At 44.3% G+C, this 19,794-nt stretch carries 17 protein-coding genes and 1 pseudogene; 17 read left to right on the top strand and 1 reads right to left on the bottom strand.

Annotated elements, in window-relative coordinates; all coding sequences use genetic code 11:
- Positions 1–3: 3 nt before the first annotated feature.
- The 6 genes and pseudogenes from HHK01_RS03195 to HHK01_RS03215 form a co-directional block, all read left to right on the top strand.
- A pseudogene (locus tag HHK01_RS03195) lies at positions 4–281 on the top strand (type I restriction enzyme endonuclease domain-containing protein); the annotation flags it as partial.
- 786 nt (positions 282–1,067) lie between these two features.
- A complete protein-coding gene (locus HHK01_RS03200) occupies positions 1,068–1,925 on the top strand; it encodes an RpnC/YadD family protein (RefSeq protein WP_170006395.1) in 858 nt (285 codons plus the stop codon).
- A gap of 109 nt (positions 1,926–2,034) precedes the next feature.
- On the top strand, positions 2,035–2,601 hold the full coding sequence (locus HHK01_RS03205) for a Uma2 family endonuclease (protein WP_170006396.1): 567 nt from the start codon (positions 2,035–2,037) through the stop codon (positions 2,599–2,601).
- Positions 2,602–2,683: 82 nt separating this feature from the next.
- Entirely contained in the window at positions 2,684–3,547 is an 864-nt protein-coding gene (locus HHK01_RS03210; protein ID WP_170006397.1) for an RpnC/YadD family protein, read from the top strand.
- A 146-nt stretch (positions 3,548–3,693) separates the two neighbouring features.
- Complete coding sequence (locus HHK01_RS15485; protein ID WP_228027636.1) at positions 3,694–3,837, top strand: N-acetyltransferase; 144 nt, start codon at positions 3,694–3,696, stop codon at positions 3,835–3,837.
- 47 nt (positions 3,838–3,884) lie between these two features.
- Positions 3,885–4,685, top strand: a complete 801-nt coding sequence (locus HHK01_RS03215) for a GNAT family protein (RefSeq protein ID WP_170006398.1) — start codon at positions 3,885–3,887, stop codon at positions 4,683–4,685.
- 116 nt (positions 4,686–4,801) lie between these two features.
- On the opposite strand, the gene HHK01_RS03220 is transcribed toward HHK01_RS03215, so the two are convergent.
- A complete protein-coding gene (locus tag HHK01_RS03220) occupies positions 4,802–5,686 on the bottom strand; it encodes a LysR family transcriptional regulator (protein ID WP_170006399.1) in 885 nt (294 codons plus the stop codon).
- A 272-nt stretch (positions 5,687–5,958) separates the two neighbouring features.
- On the opposite strand from HHK01_RS03220, the gene HHK01_RS03225 reads away from it, so the two are divergent.
- The 11 genes from HHK01_RS03225 to HHK01_RS03275 all read left to right on the top strand — a co-directional run bounded on the left by HHK01_RS03225 (position 5,959) and on the right by HHK01_RS03275 (position 19,678).
- Complete coding sequence (locus HHK01_RS03225) at positions 5,959–7,011, top strand: threonine synthase (RefSeq protein ID WP_228027637.1); 1,053 nt, start codon at positions 5,959–5,961, stop codon at positions 7,009–7,011.
- 43 nt (positions 7,012–7,054) lie between these two features.
- Positions 7,055–8,335, top strand: coding sequence for a dicarboxylate/amino acid:cation symporter (locus tag HHK01_RS03230; protein ID WP_170006401.1), 1,281 nt, complete (start codon positions 7,055–7,057; stop codon positions 8,333–8,335).
- 440 nt (positions 8,336–8,775) lie between these two features.
- The gene (locus HHK01_RS03235) at positions 8,776–9,525 is read left to right on the top strand and encodes a PIG-L deacetylase family protein (protein WP_170006402.1); all 750 of its coding nucleotides are present in this window, start codon (positions 8,776–8,778) and stop codon (positions 9,523–9,525) included.
- A gap of 18 nt (positions 9,526–9,543) precedes the next feature.
- Positions 9,544–11,355: an ABC transporter substrate-binding protein gene (locus tag HHK01_RS03240; protein WP_170006403.1), complete on the top strand. Its 1,812-nt coding sequence runs from the start codon at positions 9,544–9,546 to the stop codon at positions 11,353–11,355.
- Positions 11,356–11,431: 76 nt separating this feature from the next.
- Entirely contained in the window at positions 11,432–12,415 is a 984-nt protein-coding gene (locus tag HHK01_RS03245) for an ABC transporter permease (RefSeq protein ID WP_170006404.1), read from the top strand.
- Positions 12,408–13,268: an ABC transporter permease gene (locus HHK01_RS03250; RefSeq protein ID WP_170006405.1), complete on the top strand. Its 861-nt coding sequence runs from the start codon at positions 12,408–12,410 to the stop codon at positions 13,266–13,268. The genes HHK01_RS03245 and HHK01_RS03250 overlap by 8 nt, the downstream gene beginning before the upstream one ends.
- Positions 13,268–14,233 (top strand): ABC transporter ATP-binding protein, encoded by a 966-nt coding sequence (locus HHK01_RS03255; protein WP_228027638.1) that lies wholly within the window; start codon positions 13,268–13,270, stop codon positions 14,231–14,233. The genes HHK01_RS03250 and HHK01_RS03255 overlap by 1 nt, the downstream gene beginning before the upstream one ends.
- Positions 14,230–15,216, top strand: a complete 987-nt coding sequence (locus HHK01_RS03260; RefSeq protein ID WP_170006406.1) for an ABC transporter ATP-binding protein — start codon at positions 14,230–14,232, stop codon at positions 15,214–15,216. The genes HHK01_RS03255 and HHK01_RS03260 overlap by 4 nt, the downstream gene beginning before the upstream one ends.
- Positions 15,217–15,745: 529 nt before the next feature.
- Complete coding sequence (locus HHK01_RS03265) at positions 15,746–16,180, top strand: hypothetical protein (protein WP_170006407.1); 435 nt, start codon at positions 15,746–15,748, stop codon at positions 16,178–16,180.
- Positions 16,177–17,904 (top strand): ABC transporter ATP-binding protein, encoded by a 1,728-nt coding sequence (locus HHK01_RS03270; protein WP_170006408.1) that lies wholly within the window; start codon positions 16,177–16,179, stop codon positions 17,902–17,904. Before HHK01_RS03265 ends, HHK01_RS03270 begins: the two co-directional genes overlap by 4 nt.
- Positions 17,897–19,678, top strand: a complete 1,782-nt coding sequence (locus tag HHK01_RS03275) for an ABC transporter ATP-binding protein (protein WP_228027639.1) — start codon at positions 17,897–17,899, stop codon at positions 19,676–19,678. Before HHK01_RS03270 ends, HHK01_RS03275 begins: the two co-directional genes overlap by 8 nt.
- Positions 19,679–19,794: the final 116 nt, after the last annotated feature.

The raw sequence follows: 19,794 nt of genomic DNA on the forward strand, positions 1-19,794 counted from the left end.
GAAACCGGCATGATCAAAGAAGAGGTAGCTTTTTACGACGCTCTCGCCTCCCACGAAACAGCCGAAGAAGTGAAGTGATGGGTGACGACATTCTAAAAGCCATTGCCCACGAACTATCCAAATCGATCAAAGCCAACATGAGTGTCGACTGGAATTTGCGTGAATCGGCACGAGCGAAAATGCGGATTACGGTGCGGAGACTGCTGAAAAAGTACGGGTATCCACCAGATTTGCAAAAGATGGCGGTGGAGACAGTGGTGAAACAGGCGGAGTTGATGGCTGGGGGGATGGATCCGGACAAACCTTCTAATGACATGAAACATTATTTAGATGACTTTTTCTGGCGTGTTTCATTATCGGAGCGGTATTCGTCAAGTGTTGAAACAAAACTGGCACAGGATAAAAAACGGGTAGATCAGATCTTAAATAACCAACTTCCGAAATACGACCTCCACATTGATTACAGTAAAGAAACGATTATTGAAAAAGGATGGTTCAGTGCCAATCGAAGCTTTATAAAAGCGATCCTTTGCTTAATGGCTTATCAACAACCGAAGTCTTTCAATGACAATTCGATCGTTTTGATGAGTAACGATTGGTTAAAACAGGCAAACAGTAGAAACTATCATCACTTTTTCCCACGTGCATACTTGAAGAAAAAGGGAGAAGACGAATTCTATATTAATCACATCGTGAACATTACCATCGTCGATGATTTCTTGAACAAAAGAATCATTAAAGCTAAGGCTCCATCACATTATATGAAGATGTTCGAGCAGGAAAATTTAAATTTAGAAGAGACGATGAAGACGCATTTGATTGATGACCTCGAAGCGTATGGCATTTGGGATGACGATTATGAGCTGTTTTTTGATCATCGAGCTAACAGAATCAGTGATGAGATTGCGAAGCGAGTAATCGTTCAACCTGTGTCGGTTCAGAAGCTTTAAACTGAGAGAATAGATTTCGGTGTAGGACCAGACCGATTGTATGCAAAAAGCTTGACCAGAATGTATGTTCGGTGTATAGTGCATATATCGAACGTATATTCTGCCAGGAGGTATCAAATGTCTAACGAGAAAATTGACCACGACCGGCTGTTTAAGGAACTACTTTCGACTTTTTTTGAAGAATTTATCCTATTATTATTCCCGCATGCGCATGAACATCTGGAGTTTTCCAATCTACGTTTTTTATCAGAAGAACTGTATTCAGATGTGACAACGGGTGAAAAATACCGGGTAGACCTACTCGTCGAAACAAAAATGAGAGGAGAAACCGGTCTCGTTATCGTCCACGTCGAACCTCAAAGCTACGTTCAGAAGGCATTCAATGAACGGATGTTTATCTACTACAGCAATCTGTATCAAAAATACCGCACCCAGATCCTACCTATTGCCATGTTCACCTATGACACACCTCGAAGTGAATCCAACACGTTTTCTATACAGTTTCCATTTGCAGACATCTTACAATTTCAGTATCAAATAGTCGAGTTTAAAAAGCACCATTGGAGAGATTATGTTCGACATGACAATCCCGTCGCAGCGGCCCTTATAAGTAAAATGGGGTATACTGATGGTGAACGAATCGAAATGAAAAAGGAATTTCTAAGAATGCTGATCAGATTGGAACTCGATCCAGCGAGAATGTCACTTGTCACCGGTTTCTTTGAGACCTACGTCCAGCTGGATGAAACAGAAGAACAACAGCTAAAAGAAGAGGTGAGTGCATTGAATCCAAAGGAAGGAGAAAAAATCATGGAGGTTATGACTTCTTACGAAAGAAGAGGACGTGAAGAAGGGGTACGAGAAGGAAAAATCAAGGTCGCTAAGAATTTACTAGAAAAGCAAATGGATGAATCCTTTATTAGGGAAGTTACAGGACTAACTAAAGAGGAGATTCGGGGACTTAAGAACGAGTAAAGATACCTAGTGACGACATCCTAAAAGCGTCCGTAGCACTCTAAAGGAAAAGACTGTATATTGCTCTAAAAAAGTGTTGAAGTATAAAACGGAAGAAAAGGGTGATGGAATGAACTATTACCGAAATGACTCTATTTCAGTAGACGAGTTCTTTCAAATTCGCGAAAATAGCGATGCGTTACTTGAATATATTGACGGATTTGTTTATATGTCACCTTCACCATCGACGCAACATCAACGCATATCGAATCGTCTTGAAACAAAATTTAAAATGTTTCTTGAAGGAAAGTCGTGCGAGTTATTTCACGCACCTTATGACATAGAACTAAAAAATGGTGAAATAGAAGGTACGAAGATTGTCATCCCAGACATTAGCATTATTTGTGACAAAACTGGTTTTACAGATGCTAGATATGTTGGCGTTCCCAACCTAATCGTTGAAATTTTAAGCCCTTCCAACCAATCTCACGATGTTATTACGAAGTTAAATATCTATATGAATTACGGTGTGAAGGAGTATTGGATTGTCAATCCGATGCTGAACACGATCACTGTATATACACTAAATGTTGACAAAATGTATGAACAACACGATATGAAGACAGAAACAGGGGAAATTACCTCTCGACTTCTATTGGGTTTTCGTGTTGATTTAAAATACGTGTTTATGAAATAAGGTGACTGAAAAGGTCTTGATCAAAACATATGTTCGGTGTATAATAAACACACCAAACATACATTCTGTTAGGAGGTATCAAATGTCTAACGAGAAAATTGACCACGACCGGCTGTTTAAGGAACTACTTTCAACATTTTTTGAAGAATTTATCCTATTATTTTTCCCGCATGCGCATGAACATCTGGAGTTTGCCAATCTACGTTTTTTATCAGAAGAACTGTATTCAGATGTGTCAACGGGTGAAAAATACCGGGTAGATCTACTCGTCGAAACAAAAATGAGAGGAGAAACCGGTCTCGTTATCGTCCACGTCGAACCTCAAAGCTACGTTCAGAAGGCATTCAATGAACGGATGTTTATCTACTACAGCAATCTGTATCAAAAATACCGCACCCAGATCCTACCTATTGCCATGTTCACCGATGATACACCTCGAAGTGAATCCAACACGTTTTCTATACAGTTTCCATTTGCAGACATCTTACAATTTCAGTATCAAATAGTCGATCTAAAAAAGCACCATTGGAGAGATTATGTTCGACATGACAATCCCGTCGCAGCGGCCCTTATGAGTAAAATGGGGTATACTGATGATGAACGAATCGAAATGAAAAAGGAATTTCTAAGAATGCTGATCAGATTGGAACTCGATCCAGCGAGAATGTCACTTGTCACCGGTTTCTTTGAGACCTACGTCCAGCTGGATGAAACAGAAGAACAACAGCTAAAAGAAGAGGTGAGTGCATTGAATCCAAAGGAAGGAGAAAAAATCATGGAGGTTATGACATCATATGAAAGAAGAGGGCGTGAAGAAGGACGAGAAGAAGGGGTACGAGAAGGAAAAATCAAGGTCGCTAAGAACTTACTAGAAAAGCAAATGGATGAATCGTTTATTGCTGAGGTAACTGGGCTATCTAAAAAGGAAATTCAAAAACTCCGCTGAACCCTGCTAAATACCTTGCTATGGAAGGCTATGAAGAATGCGCTAAAATTACGAAGTAACCATACTGCGGAATGAGATGAGTCATATAAAGATTTCGACAAACAACCAACCGCGAATGGATAGCTAAAGGGCATGGCTCTCGACTCTTGGATCATATTTATGGGATTGCTCAAGATCATCATATCAAACTCGTAGAACTGGGTGATTGGGTCGATAATGTGGTGGCAAAGAACTTTTATATGAAGCATTGGTTCACGAAATACCGAGAGTTTGTTTATAAAAAATTATAGAGTACAAGAAATGGAAGAAAGTCAAAACTAGTTGGAGGCAAAGCACCATGCTATTTTCAACTCGCACATTCTACGAACACTACATAAAATCCCTTATCCAAACAAACATTGACTACATCACAACAAAGCAAAAGGTTGTCCCTGAGGCAAATGCAGCCTATTTATTAGAGGGTGAAGCAATTGCCGTCTTCGGTGGAAAAGTAGACTTTATGGACTGTGTGCTAGGACTCGGGACAACCCAACAGGTAACGCACAAACAAATGGAAAAATTAGAAGACTTCTATCATTCCTGTAATGGCGTGCCTGCTGTCGAGGTCACACCTTTTGCAGATCCAACTTTGCTCGAAGTCATTCAGGAGCGAGGCTATGCGATGACAGAGACTGAGCAAGTGTGGGGACTGAATATGGAGAAGTGGATGGATACCGAGACAGACACTGCATCTGTCGCCCCTGTGCCAGTTAGGAGAATGGGTGAGTATATTGAAAGCTTTCAGAAAGGCTTCGGATTGGAAGGTGAGGGGCTGCAGTCGGCAAAGGAATATGTTACAACTATTTTTCACGCACCACATCACCACCCTCTTGCCATCGAGCAAAATGGGAAATATGCTACGACGGGTCTGTTCCAAACGATGGATGACATTGCTTTCCTTTCAAGTACTTCGACCAAGCCAAAGTCCCGAGGAAAAGGATTTCAAACTACGATGCTTCAAGCACGTCTTCGGATGGCGAAGGAGGCTGGGTCACAAGTGGCAATCATTGAATCGGTAGCAGGCAGTGCCTCTGCACGAAATATCGAACGAGCTAGGTTTCAAGTGCTGTATACTAAGATGAAGTGGGATAAGAAATAAGTAGCACGACTGTACGATAAGTCGATGCTTGGTCTCCACTATTAAGTACTTGCATTCCCGCCCGTTACGGGCACAAATAGTGTTTAAGTAAGGTTCCCCATATACAGAATCCGGCCTCATTCATCCATTTTAAACGCACTACAAATCGAACGAGTAAGTTCTATCACATTCTCAGAATTAGGGTTTTTTTTCCTTTGTAAAAGGTAAATCACTCGCTTCGGAATAGCTTCTTCTGTCACAAGTGGAAGTCTCATTAATTCCCCATTTTGAATAAGTTTTTTTGCCACAGTTCCCGGTAGAAATCCAACGCCTTTGTTGCTGTGTAGAAATTTTAATAGCAATGAAACGTGGTCGACTTCAAGACTAAATGTAGCATGGTTTCCAAAGGTTTTCTGGATCCAATGAGTAAATGAGCCGCCCCAACTCAAATGGATATACGGAAGAGCTTTTATATCGTCAGGTGTTAACGCGGTCGTGGGGATTTCAAATGTGGAAGGTGCGACTAACTCAAAAGTGTCTTCAATAATTGGGGTCAACTCTAAATTTGGATGATGCACGGGATAGAAAACAATGGCCACGTCAAGTAAGCCGTCCATCATTTTTCGAATGAGTATTTCCGAGTGTTCCGTAATCATTCGCAATGAAATGGCCGGACGTGTTTGCCTAAAGGCGTTCAAGGCATCAAAAAGCACATAATCCCATAATACGTGGGTGGTCCCAACAGTCAATTGGTCATGGAAGTTTTGTTCTAATTGTACGACTTTCATTCCTTCAGTTGATAATTCATAGATTCTCTCCGCATAAGGTAACAAACTCATCCCAGCCGGGGTTAAGCTTACGTTACGTTTGTCCCTCGTAAACAATTCTTTGCCTAGCTGCTTTTCTAGCATTTTAATTCTTGCCGTAATGGTGGACTGCACCACATGTAGCGATTCCGCAGCCCGGGTAAAGCTTTTCGTATTCGCTACTACTAAAAACGTTTTGATTTGTTCCACGTCCATGTCGCTCCCTCTCCTTCACTGTGGGTCTTTGGATTGATTGTAAGACACCCCTCTCTCCAAATTGTACGAAAACTAATCGACTAAATGAATGACTCCTATCAAAAACATTCATTTCACAAATCCATGGCCATCCCCTAAAATCAAATTATACCAAAAATTCAGAAAGGGGAAAGTGAATGTACGAGTGGAATGAATGGATAACTACGTTTACGTGTATAAGATGCAAACATGAATACGAACCTGACGACTATTTTAAGGGATGTCCGCGCTGCTTGGAACAAGGGTATCCAGCAAGTATTCAAGTCAACTACGACGCAAGTATACCATGGACAGTGAATAACGCTGGTAACGGGATGCTTCGCTATGCAGACAGATTACCTTATCGCACGTTTCCCACTTTAGGGGAAGGCGCCACGCCACTCATCGAGGTAAAGGGAGTAGAAGAGGAACTAGGGGTGTCCTCGGTATGGATAAAAGATGAAGGGCAAAATCCGACGGGGTCCCATAAAGATCGAATGAGCCCTCTAGTAGTAGCAAGGGCTGCAAATTTACGGAAAACCACCGTGGTGGCTGCGTCGAGTGGAAATGCGGGTGCTTCCCTCGCTGCTTATGCCGCTGCAGCTGGTTTGGATTGTAAAATTATCACGACACCACAAGTACACGGAATATGGGAAAAGGCCATTCGTATCACGGGTGCTGACATCATCAAAGTTGACAATGCCGTTCAACGTTGGGAAGTGGTCAACTCGTTAGTGGAAGAGGAAGGGTTCTATCCAGCAACGAATTATCATTTACCGCCTGTAGGCAGTAACTTGTTTGGGGTGCAAGGTTACGTGACGGTCGGGTTGGAAATTGCGGAACAAATGCATGGCGCTTCGCCTACCGCCATTGTTGTTCCTTGTGCAAGAGGGGATCTGTTATGGGGAATTTGGGCTGGGTTTGTAGAAGCGAAGCGTTTGCAATGGGTGGATCGTATCCCACGGTTATATGCGGTTGAGCCTTTCCCACGACTTGTTCATGCGTTAGCGGGTCACGATTATCGGGGTGACTTTTTCGGTGATTCGAGACTATTACCTTCCATTGGTGGTCATACACTTACGTACCAGGCGCTATCTGCTATCCAATCCTCGGGAGGCGGGGCAGTGGTGGTCACGAATGAGGAAGTACCGAAAGCGCAACGTGACCTAGCGAGAAAAGGAATGTTTGCGGAGGGCTCTGCAGCTGCTACATGGCCTGCACTTGCCAAGCTTGTGCAATCTGGGCGAATTAAGCAAGATGATCGAACCGTTTTGCTTCTTACTTCACACGGATATAAAGGGGTTTAATTTGAAAGCGCTTACCTAAACGAAGGGAAGGTGGGGGAAACTCATGAATTTAGCGACAAAAACACTCATCGGGGTAGTGTTGGGGATTGCAACGGGTCTATTGTTGAGTATGTACGCACCTGACGTGTACACTCCCTTGAATAACTATGTGTTTGATCCAGCAGGGAGTCTATTTATAAAGGCGATCCAAATGATTGTTGTTCCGCTCGTTTTTACGGCGCTCGTGACGAGTATCGCTTCGGTAGGGAATATGAAGACGCTAGGACAAATGGGTTCGAAAACGATGGCATTTTTTGTAGGTACGACCCTGATTGCTTGTACAATTGGCATTTTATTAGCTACTATAGTCGGTCCAGGAATGAATGTGAACTTATCAGAAGATACAGTCATCACGCAAGAAGTAGGGCATGGGGATACCGAAAGCTCACCAGGAACACTGCCGTCATTAACAGATACAGTACTCAACATCGTACCGAGCAATGCGATTGGGGCGATGGCAGAAGGGAACATGCTGCAAGTGCTGACTTTCTCCATAATTTTTGGCATGGCAATGGTGGGATTAAAGGATAGAGTGGACTCACTACGTACCTTTGTCACAGAGCTCAATGAGGTCATGATGAAGATCGTCCAAATCTTAATGAAGGTAGTTCCGTATGCCGCCTTTGCACTGGTCGCTGAATCTATGGGCACGGCGGGACTCGATTTAGTTGGCTCTATGGTGAAGTATTTGCTAGTCATTGTGCTTGGCTTGACGATCCATGTGGCCATCACGTTTAGTTCAATGCTGACCCTACTAGCAAAGAGAAATCCGATTGAATTTTTTCGCAAAATGATACCCGCTATCGGTACGGCCTTTGCGACGAGTAGTAGTGCAGCCACTCTTCCTGTTACAAAGAGCTGTTGCGAAGGTGGATTGAACATGTCTAAAAGTGTTAGTTCATTTGTGCTACCTCTGGGCATGACAGTGAATATGAATGGTACCTCGTTTAGTCACGGTGTTGCGGCAGTATTTGTTGCGCAACTTAGTGGCATTGAATTGGGGGTAGTGCAGTACTTGACAGTTATTCTCATTTCTCTATTGGCTTCAGTTGGCGCACCAGCGATTCCAGGTGGTGGTGTCGTTTCCTTGTCGATGATTTTCCTTGCAGTCGGGTTGCCGATTGATGGAATAGGATTTGCCATTTTACTAGGTTTGTTCAGAGTAGTCGACATGTTTCTGACGCCGGTTAACGTTTTAGGAGACGCGGTCTGTACGAGTGTAGTGGAAAGAAGGCTTCATGATACAAATCAATTAACGGATCGGAGTGTCGATGTAAAAGGGTGAAAAGTATCCGGTTCTACGTACTGTTTACGCACGTACAGACTGATTCTCTTGAGAAGAAATTTAACATAGTTCAACAAAAGCTGCCGTTACTGGAACACGGTAGCTTTTTATTTTGCAAATTAGCTAACATCCTTTTCCCGCGGATTCCGATGCGAAGAGCAAATTTCCCTTCTTTGCAGGTAAATTTACTAGGATAATTGTTTTTTTCATATCTGTCATTGTTCATATTCTATTCTAACAAGTTGTGAATACCATACCTGTATAGGGTAACTAGACGATGGACTACGTTGATTCCAAAGAATAAATGTGAGAAGTCTACCAAAGTCTACCAACTACCTGATTGGAAATGAGTAGGGTACTTTTGTGAGGGAAGGAGCGGAGGGGAAAGTTAGGATTTGCGATCACGAAAGACGAAAACAAGCACATATTGGGGGGTTCTTATGAAGAGTGGAAAACGGTTGCTATTGTTAGGAGTCTATGGAATGGAAGTCGTAGAATGTGGGGGCGCACTGGCAAAAAACGTAGAGAGCGGCGGGGAGTCTTTTGCTGCTATGCTATTGTGCTCTGAAAAAAGCCAACCACAAGTATCAAACGCAGCAGACGTTCTCGGTGTACAAATGAATTATTTGAACTTCCAATACGGAGAGGTCGATGTCAGCGTTGACTCAAAGAAAAAGATCGTCAAAGTGATTCGTGACGTAAAGCCTGACATCATAATCACACAGGATCCTGAACATTCATTCCATGACTTAGATCCTGATCGACGCCAAGCGATGATCTTAATTTTAGAGGGCATTGCCTTGGCAAGTCGGGACTTTTATTTAGATGAAGAAACCGGAACAAGCCCTCATCCGGTGCCCACAATTTATTATATGACGCCAAACCATCCGAATACAGTGGTGAATATCTCCTCAGTTTGGGAGAAGAAGAATGAAGCGATGGCCGTATTAGAAAGCCAGATGGAATTTAGCGGGAAACACTTTGAACGGGCGCTAAGAAGTCAAGACCTCGAAGCATTAGTTCCTGGGTTTGCCCAGTTGGAATCGCATTATGCCAAAGGACGAGCTATTCACTTGGCATTAGATAAAGCAGTGCACGTGTACCATGGGTTGGCTACGCACGGGCACTTCGCTTTTGCAGAAGCGTACCGTCGTGAGGGGAATTTTCACTTGGAAGAATTAACAATTTAAATAGTAGGGGGAGTTCATTTGAAAAAGATTTTTGCTAGTTTGCTTGCGTTTGTACTGGCGGCCACCACGTTTACTGGAATAGCTGGAGCGGAAAGTCATCCTGACACCTTAACGATCGCCATACCGACTGACGAAAATACGATCACACCTTACACGTACCAAACAGGGTATCCCGGATTAGAGCTAGTCAACCTGTTATACGATACACTCTTCCAGCTAGATGAAAAAAATGTCGCGCAACCTTGGCTAGTAGAAGATTATTCAGTCAGTGATGATGGGCTAACGTATGAATTTACGTTAGTCGACGGTGTGAAGTGGCAAGACGGAGAGCCGCTCACTGCCAACGATGTGAAATTTACAGTTGATTATTTCATTGAATACCCTAAATCACGGTTTACCGTTCCATTACAAACGATTGAGTCACTTGAAGTGCAGGATGATTTGAATTTCACGATGACATTAAGCCAACCCGAGCCCAATTTCATGATCCAGCCTTTAGCGGACGTGCCGATTTTGCCTGAACACATTTGGAGCGAGGTAACGAATCCAGATGAGGCAACGAACGCATTAGGAAGTGGACCTTACAAACTGGTAGACTATCAGCCAGATCAATTTTATCGATTTGAGGCAAACAAAGATTATTTTAAGGGCGCACCTCCATCTGAAGAACTTGTCATGCCAATTATTTCCGATACGACAGCGATGTTTACTGCCCTAAAAGCAGGAGAAATTGACGGGATGAGCTCCAGTCTGACTCCTGAAGTCGTAGGCGAATTTGAATCGAATCCGAATTTGACAGTCGAGACAGGTCCTGGATTCTCAACGACTTTGTTCCAAATGAATGCGGAGAGATATCCAATGACAGAAACAAGTTTTCGTCAAGCAGTTGCGTATGCGATCGACACGCAATACTTGGTCGATACAGTAACGCTCGGGTATGCAGAAGTCGGTAGCCCTGGGTTTATCCATCCGTCTAGTCCGTTTTACAATTCTGATATATCCTTTACCCCTGACATGGAAAAATCGAAGCAACTATTAGAGGAAGCAGGGTTTGTCGATACGAACGGCGACGGATTTATTGAAGGACAAAATGGTGAGACGATTGAATTGTCTATGCTCGTTCAATCAGATAGCCCGTTACGTATTCGAACTGCCGAAATTATCGCTGGCTGGTTAAATGATGCAGGGATTAGCGTCTCGGTGAAATCATTAGACTCGGACACAGTCGTTTCGCTAGTGTGGCCAGAGTACGATGTGGCTAAAGGAAGAGATTATGATCTGTCTATGTTCGGCTGGTCGAGTACGCTGCAATTATTTCCTGATCGCCTAGTAGACCTATTTCACTCTGACCCGAATTTAGGCACCGTGAACATTGGTGGATATGTGAGCGCAGAATTCGACGAAATGGCGAATACACTGAAAAATACAATCGATCCAGACGAACGGAAACAAATCCTAATGGATATGCAAAGCTTTGTAGCGGAAGAATTTCCGATTGTCACACTCTACTATCAAGAGATTATTAATTCCTACAACCCAAATGTTTATGACGGGTATGTGTTCCAACAAGGAAAAGGGATTTTGAACAAACTTTCCTTTGTGCCTGAAGCTCAACCAGATACGCCAGCAGAACCTGAGGAGACGGATTCAGAAGACGAAGAGACTGATAACGACTCAGGTACAGGGACTGTGGACGAAGATCCCGGAAGTAATGAGTCTGGTGGGGGTGGCAGTCCGTTACTCGTACTAGGAGTCATCATTGTCATCATCGCAGGTGGAATCTACCTATTAAAACGGAAATCTTCTAATAAAAATGGTCCAGCTGCCTAACGAAGCGTGAATGGGATACGTGGAAGTTCTGATACGGACTTTCGCGTATCCTCTCAATTTTGGAGGTGAGACGAAGATGGCGAAACTAAAATACGTACTTTCAAAAGTTTTACAATATGTGATTGTCATTTTCTTAATCTTGTCACTCAACTTTTTGTTGCCGCGACTGATGCCGGGAAATCCCCTCGTGTATATCGCGGGAGAGGATGTTGGGTTTATGTCTTCAGAGGAAAAAGAAGCCATCTTAGATAAATATGGATTGAATGATTCGTTATCGAAGCAGTACGGTACGTATTTGAAAAACATATTTTCTGGTGATTTAGGTTTCTCCTATCAACAAAAGGTTCCAATTGTTGACATTATTAAGGATCGATTGCCATGGACGTTGCTACTAACGGGATTAAGTCTTGTTATTTCAACTATTTTGGGCGTCATTTTTGGCGCAATATCCGCGTGGAAGCGGGGTACGAAAACCGACGTGAATCTTCTGACAGGGTTTATGTTTTTAAGTGCCATGCCTTCTTTCTGGATCGGGATGATCTTGGTGTCAATATTTGCCGCGACGTTGGGGTGGTTCCCAGTATTTGGTGGGGAAACAGCCTGGGCAGACTATACTGGTTGGGCTCGTTTTGTTGATGTAGCCGAGCATCTTGTCCTACCGCTCGTCACGCTTGTGTTAATTTCTGTGACCTCGACGTACATGACGATGCGGTATTCGATGCTAAACGTGTTGAGTGAGGATTACATTATGATGGCTAAAGCAAAGGGCGTAAAGGAAAGAGTCATTCAATACCGACACGCGATGAGAAATGCGTTATTACCTGTTGCCACCGTATTTATGCTTAGTCTCGGGTTTATGCTTGGTGGGGCGACGGTAATTGAAACCGTCTTTGCTTACCCAGGTGTCGGACGCCTAATGTTTGAAGCTGTGTTAAGTCGCGATTACCCACTTATCCAAGGGACGTTTTTAATTATCACGTTTAGTGTGATCATCGCCAACTTCCTAGCTGATATTATTTATCCGCTTTTGGATCCAAAGGTAGGGAAAGACAATGGATAAACAAAAATGGAGCCATTACTGGAAGGTCATTACAGCGAATAACTTGGGACTATTCGGCATTGGGATTTTAATTTTGTTTATATTTATTGCTATTTTTGCACCGATCATTGCTCCGTTTGACCCGAATGATCGTGTGGATATTCCTTTGCTGCCACCAGATGGGACGTATTTGTTAGGGACAAATGACGTAGGGCAAGATATTTTTAGCGAATTAATATTCGGTACGCGCATTTCGTTATTAATTGGTGTCATTGCTGCCTTTATATCGATCGCCATTGGCTGTTTAGTCGGGATTGTCTCTGGCTATTTCGGTGGAAAAGTAGATTCTTTTTTAATGAGAGTAGTCGATTTAATTTTAGTCGTACCGTTTTTGCCACTGATGATTTTGTTGGCGGCGTTTATTGGGCCAAGCTTTTGGAATATCATTCTAGTGATTAGCGTGTTAGCTTGGGCGAGTCCCGCGCGTGTCATTCGATCTCAAGTGTTGTCACTTAAAACAAAAGGGTATGTGGAAGCGGCTCAATCTATCGGCTCCAGCATACGTACCATCTTATTCAAGCACTTGCTACCCGGGGTCATTCCGATTGCATTAGCGCAATTCGTCATGGCTGCGAGCAACTCTATCTTGACAGAGGCGTCGCTTAGCTTTTTAGGATTAGGCGATCCTTTTAGCAAAAGTTGGGGAACCATTTTGTACTATGCACAAGCACGCGGAGCCTTTTTGACGGGTGCGTGGATTTGGTGGATTCTACCTCCAGGAGTCCTTATTACGACACTTGTCGTCGGATTTGCCTTCACTGGATATGCGATGGAGGAAGTGCTAAACCCTAGATTACGGAAGGGGAGACGATAGTGGAGCCCATTTTGCAAGTTCGAAATCTATCAACTTATTACGAAACAGACAAAGGAGATGCGCACGCAGTCGAAAACGTTTCTTTTACCGTTAGACGAGGGGAAATGCTAGGTTTGATTGGTGAATCCGGCTGTGGAAAAACGACGGTTGCCCAAACGATCTTAAGATTACTAGAGTATCCAGCAAAGGTCGTTTCAGGCGAAGTATTACTAGACGGCAAAGACTTATTACAAGCATCGGACAAAGAGTTGGAGAAAATAAGATGGAGTGAGATTTCAGTCATTCCTCAAAGTGCGATGAACGCTTTAAATCCAGTGCACCAAATTGGACAGCAAATTATGGAGTCCATTCTCATTCACGAAAAAGTTTCCAAGCAAGAAGCGCTAAATCGGACACGCGAATTGTTGGAGTTAGTAGGAATTGATTCTGACAGATGGAGAAGTTACCCGCATGAATTCAGTGGGGGAATGAAGCAAAGAGTGGCGATCGCAATGGCCCTATCGTGTAACCCAAAGCTTGTCATTTCAGACGAATCGACGACAGGATTAGATGTGCTCACCCAAGCCCAAATTATCGCCCTTTTGAAAAGGCTGCAAAAGGAACTTAACCTATCCATCATATTAATTTCGCACGATTTGCCAATGGTTACGGCGATTTGCGACCGAATTGCCATTATGTATGCAGGGAAAATTACAGAATGGGCGGACACGCAAGATATATTGCAAGACGCAAGACATCCATACTCTAAAGGGTTGTTGCACGCGACACCTGATTTAGCCAATCCAGATAAAAAAGTAATCTCCATCCCCGGAACTGTTCCAAACTTGGTTGTGCCTCCTAAAGGGTGCCGTTTCTACTCAAGGTGTTCGTACGCAATCGAGCACTGCCAACAGGAACCCCCTGAATTAAAAGAAGTGAAACCTGACCACTATGCTGCGTGCTTTGTAGAGGAGGGACGAAAGTGAGCAACATATTATTGGAAGTGAAAAACTTACAGAAAACGTTCCAAAGAAAATCGGGTACCCTACTCAAACGAGAAATTACAAAGGTGCATGCAGTAGACGATGTGAATTTGCACATTCATAAAGGGGAAATTTTAGGGATCATCGGAGAAAGTGGTTGTGGGAAAACGACCACTGCCCGCATGGTCATGAGATTGATCAAGGAAACAAAAGGGGAACTATTATTAGAAGGGGAAGATCTTTGTAAGCTAACGAGTAAACAAACGAACAAATACCGCAAGAAAATGCAAATGATATTTCAAGACCCTTACGACACGTTAAATCCTGGCATGAGGGTACTTGATTTGTTAATGGAACCGCTCAACGCCCATGAAAAACAGCTCTCCTTTGAAGAAAAGTCACAGCGTGTCCAGCAAGCTTTGGAAGAGATTGATTTACTACCAGCAGAGGAATACATGTATCGATACCCCCACCAATTAAGTGGTGGACAACGGCAACGGATTGCGATTGCACGAGCGATTATTTTACAACCCATTTTTGTCGCTGCGGACGAACCGACCTCGATGTTGGACGTATCTGTACGCGCAGGGATTTTAAACCTATTGTTATCGTTAAAAGAAAAGATGGGTCTCACCATGATGTTTATTACCCACGACTTAGCAACAGCAAGTTATATGTGCGACCGCATTGCAGTCATGTATCAAGGCAAAATAGTCGAAGTGGGCACAACACAGAAAATTATTCGCAACCCTTCCCATCCCTACACGAAAGCTCTCGTTTCTGTCGTAAAAGATTTGAATGATTTCATCCATAATCGAGAGAGTATCATCCGAGACGGTGAAGTGGACGCCACACAGGAGAATACCGGGTGTCCTTTCGTAGCGAGATGCCCCCATGAGCATACGGCATGCCACCAAATAGCACCGAAATTACGGGACATTGGTAGCCAGCATTTAGTGTCGTGTCATTTGGACGAACACGAATAGAGCGGAGCGGGAAGGACTTGCCTGTGGAGGTTCATGGAGATACATGTGCATATAGGGTGGATGGCGCTTTGCGAGTTGCAGGTATTCGTGCTGGTATATGATGGAACGGGAACGGGTGCCTGTAAAGAAGGTCATTCCCAATTCCGACCGACTCCTTTGACAAATATGTTGGAATTTGGTATAGTAATATTGTTGTGCAAAATGCAAACGCCACTGGGGTCCACACGATGTGGGTCAGAAAGGTGTTGCGTCAGGACGACGCGAATTTAGCCTTTCATCCTTCCCTTGATAGCGATTGATTATACATGGCGTTCTATATGAATTTTTGAGCAAGACTTATTCACACTGGATCAGCTACGGAGCTGTAAGGATGGAAGAGAGGTAGGGCTTTCGTCGTTTAGGTTTCAAAAGGGATCATGTGGAATAGAACCGCGGCAGTTTGAATTGAACTTCAAACGGTATTACTTATATAGAATTGATCGTTAGAAAAAGTGAAACATTGTATTCGTCCTAAAAGCGAATCCGACTAGTGTCGGGTTCGCTTTTGTCGTCATATATCCGCGATCATGAGCTGATATCCGCGAACAGGAGCCGATATCCGCGATCAGGAGGATATATCCGCGATCAGATGGATATATCCGCGGTCAGAGCCAGATATCCGCGATCAGAGGAATATATCCGCGATCAGAGCCAGATATCCGCGATCAGAGGAATATATCCGCGGTCAGGAGGATATATCCGCGCTCAGAGGAATATATCCGCGATCAGGAGGATATATCCGCGCTCAGAGGAATATATCCGCGATCAGAGCCAGATATCCGCGGTCAGCCCCCATTTTTATTTCGTCTATCAAAATTTCTCACCATCACCTCCCCTATCTTATGATAAACTGGAAGAATCAACGAACAGTTCAGAGTATTACAAAACTCATACAAGAACAAGACAGCTGGGGGAAGAACGATGAGGATGTTGTTGCCATACATACGACAGTACAAAGTGCCTGTTTGGATTGCTTTGTTTTTAATGTTTGTCGAGCTTGCGTTAGAACTTGTACAACCGATGTTAATGGCCGTGATCATTGATGATGGCGTTGTCGTAGGTGATTTGTCAGTCGTCTATTTATGGGGTGGGATTTTACTCGGGTTGTCATTCCTCGCCTTTCTTGCAGGGATCGCCAGCTCTTTTTATGCGTCAGAAGTGAGTCAAGGGATCGGGCACGCCGTTCGAAAAGACGTGTTCGAAAAGGCACAAACCTTTTCACCGCAACATTTTTTGAAGCTATCGACACCTTCACTCATCACACGAATTACAAACGATGTGACGCAGCTGCAAAACATCGTGTATGTGAGTGTGCGTATCGGTTTGCGTGCACCGCTTTTTATTTTCGGGGGCGTTATTTTAGCGTTCACCGTTCATGCTGGCCTCGCTACCATCTATGCGATTGCGGTTCCAGTGCTTCTGGTTGTATTAATTTGGGTTTTGAAAAAGGGTATCGGCTTGTTCGAGCGCGTACAAAGCAAAGTCGATGCCGTCAATATGGTGTTGCGTGAAAACCTCGTTGGGATGCGTCTCATTAAAGTATTCCACCGTGCACCGTATGAGGAAGAGCGGTTTGAGAAGGTGAACACAGACTTGCTCGATGTGAACAAACGCGCGCTATGGGTGATGGAGATTGGTTTGCCAATTCTCATGTTCGGGATGAACGTTGCCATCGTGTTGTTGCTTTGGTACGGGGCGATCGAGCTCCAATTCGGGACGGCGCAGCCTGGAGAAATCGCAGCCCTGGTCAACTATGGGACGCGAATCTTGTCTACATTTTCCGTGTTCACGTGGCTTTTAATGGCTTTATCTCGTGCGCAAGCATCTGCGGTACGAATTCGTGATGTGTTAGAGGAACCTACAGACAACGCGAAAGATCCCTCCTTACGTACAGAGCCAATTGAACAAGGAGACGTCGAGTTTGACAAAGTATCTTTCACCTACCCAACTATGAAGCTACCAGCGCTTCAACAAGTTTCCTTTCGAGCGCGCTTCGGGGAGACGATCGGGATTTTGGGAGAGACTGGATCAGGAAAATCGTCGCTTATGCAGCTGATTCCGCGCCTTTACGAACCAACAAGCGGTCACATTCTCATTGATGGGCACGAGACGAGTTCGCTTGCTGCAACAGCTTTGCGACAGCGGATAGGCTTTGTCCCACAAGAAGTGCAGCTGTTTACAGGTACAGTGGCAGAAAATGTGCGCTGGGGAAAAGAAGACGCGACGATGGAAGAGATTCACGAGGCGTGTCGTCAGGCAGATATTCACGATTTCATTGAGACTTTGCCGGATAAGTACGACACGAGACTCGGACAAAAAGGGGTGAACTTCTCCGGTGGACAGAAGCAACGGCTATCGTTGGCGAGGGCACTTGTTAGAAAACCAGTTATTTTGTTGTTAGATGATAGTACGAGTGCGCTAGATGCGGAGACGGAGGCGCACATTTTAAAGACGTTACGGCAGCAGAATTGCACCGTGTTTGTCGTTGCGCAAAAGATTAGTTCGGTGCGAGAAGCGGATCGCATTTTGCTGTTAAAAGACGGCAAGTGCATTGCTCAAGGCACACACAACGAACTCCTCGCAGCGAACCCGTTCTATCAAGACATCGTCCGATCGCAATCGAAGGAGGAGGTGGTCTCAGGTGGCTAGACATCACCAAAGTGTTCCAGGCAAAAAACGGGCAAAGGTGGAGAACGTAAAAGAAACTTTGTTGCGCATTTGGCGTTATTTGGTCGAACAAAAAGGGATGTTAACGCTCGTCATGCTCATGGTACTTGCGAGTTCTTCGTTTGCGCTGTTGGGACCTTATTTGCTCGGGGTCACGGTGGATGACGTCATTGCAGGCTCTAACGGCTCAGAGCTAGTGACGATGCTCCTTCTATTAGTCGGCATCTTCTTGTTCCAGTCCTTCACGCAATGGCTCCATAACTTTTGGATGATCGGGATTGCGCAAGACACGGTGTACACGATGCGGAAGGATTTGTTTCAGCATTTTCAACAGCTGCCGACCGCTTTTTTTGTGAAGCGACAACACGGGGAACTTATGAGCCGTGTGACAAACGATATTGAGAATGTCAGTAAAGTGTTAAATACAACGGTTATCCAGTTTACGACGAGTATTTTAACGATTGTAGGAACGATTGTGGTGATGCTCGTGCTGAGTCCGCTGTTGACCTTGTTAACGTTGGCGGTAGTTCCGTTAATGTTTATTGGTTTGAAGTGGATCACGAACCGGACTGGACCGCTATTCAAAGATCAACAAAGACATCTCGGTGAAGTCAATGGGTATGTGGAAGAAACATTATCAGGCCACAACGTTGTAAAAATGTTCTCACAAGAAGAACGTGTGAAGCGTGAGTTTGCCAAACGCAATGAAGATCTTCGGAAGTCGAGCTACTGGGCGCAAACGTATTCCGGATTTATTCCAAAAGTGATGAACTTTTTAAATAACGCCAGTTTTGCGGTCATCGTAGGTGTGGGAGGTTGGCTTGCGGTTGAGGGGGCGGTCACGATCGGGATTATCGTGACGTTCACGACTTATTCTCGCCAGTTCACGAGACCGCTGAACGACCTCGCTAACCAGTTTAACGTCATCCTATCAGCGGTGGCAGGGGCTGAACGTGTTTTCCAAGTGATGGATGAAGAGCGAGAAACGAAGGATGAAGTCGGAGCTAAGCCGGTTTCCGACATTCGCGGGGACATTGAATTTCGTAACGTGTCTTTCGGATATGAAACCGACCAGCCAACGTTACGCAACGTCAGCTTCCACGCAAAGCCAGGGCAAACAGTAGCCCTTGTTGGACCGACTGGGGCAGGAAAAACAACGGTTATCTCACTGTTATCGAGATTCTTTGACATTCAAGATGGGAAGATTTACGTTGATGGCGAGGATATGGAAACGATGACTCGAGCTAGTTTACGTAAACAAATGGCGGTTGTGCTACAAGATGCCGTCTTGTTTGAAACGACGGTCAGAGAAAATATTCGTTATGGGAGATTGGAAGCGACAGACGAGGATGTTGTGCGGGCAGCTAAGCAAGCAAATGCCCATGACTTTATCGAGAAGCTACAAGACGGATACGACACTGTACTAACCGACGGCGGGAGCGGAATTAGTCAAGGACAACGCCAGCTTCTCTCGATTGCGCGTGCCCTTTTGGCAAATCCATCGCTACTCATTTTAGACGAAGCAACAAGCAGCATCGACACCATTACCGAAATGAAGATAACAGACGCCTTGCAAACGTTGATGGAGGGCCGCACGAGCTTTGTCATCGCCCATCGCCTAAACACGATCCAAAATGCTGACCTAATCCTCGTGCTCAAAGAAGGCGAAATCATCGAACAAGGCACCCACCATACTTTACTAAAACAAGGAGGGTTCTACGCCCGCCTAGTGCAGATTCAACAACAATCTAGTTAGGGAACAGGAAAAAAGCAGCTCCCACGCGTTTACTCGTGGGTTGCTGCTTTTTTGTACTGCTATCCAATTGATTAGCTGTATATCCGGCTGGGAGCTATGAACAGTAATTCATTCTA

The sequence above is a fragment of the Bacillus fonticola genome (genome assembly GCF_012955605.1).
Lineage (GTDB): Bacteria > Bacillota > Bacilli > Bacillales > JC228 > Bacillus_CG > Bacillus_CG fonticola.

Excerpts from the sequence above, each read along its gene's own strand:
- HHK01_RS03270 (WP_170006408.1), top strand. The coding sequence starts at position 16,177 with ATGAGGATGTTGTTGCCATACATACGACAGTACAAAGTGCCTGTTTGG.
- HHK01_RS03250 (WP_170006405.1), top strand. The coding sequence starts at position 12,408 with ATGGATAAACAAAAATGGAGCCATTACTGGAAGGTCATTACAGCGAAT.
- HHK01_RS03200 (WP_170006395.1), top strand. The coding sequence starts at position 1,068 with ATGTCTAACGAGAAAATTGACCACGACCGGCTGTTTAAGGAACTACTT.
- HHK01_RS03245 (WP_170006404.1), top strand. The coding sequence starts at position 11,432 with ATGGCGAAACTAAAATACGTACTTTCAAAAGTTTTACAATATGTGATT.
- HHK01_RS03210 (WP_170006397.1), top strand. The coding sequence starts at position 2,684 with ATGTCTAACGAGAAAATTGACCACGACCGGCTGTTTAAGGAACTACTT.
- HHK01_RS03215 (WP_170006398.1), top strand. The coding sequence starts at position 3,885 with ATGCTATTTTCAACTCGCACATTCTACGAACACTACATAAAATCCCTT.
- HHK01_RS03235 (WP_170006402.1), top strand. The coding sequence starts at position 8,776 with ATGAAGAGTGGAAAACGGTTGCTATTGTTAGGAGTCTATGGAATGGAA.
- HHK01_RS03230 (WP_170006401.1), top strand. The coding sequence starts at position 7,055 with ATGAATTTAGCGACAAAAACACTCATCGGGGTAGTGTTGGGGATTGCA.
- HHK01_RS03220 (WP_170006399.1), bottom strand. The coding sequence starts at position 5,686 with ATGGACGTGGAACAAATCAAAACGTTTTTAGTAGTAGCGAATACGAAA.
- HHK01_RS03205 (WP_170006396.1), top strand. The coding sequence starts at position 2,035 with ATGAACTATTACCGAAATGACTCTATTTCAGTAGACGAGTTCTTTCAA.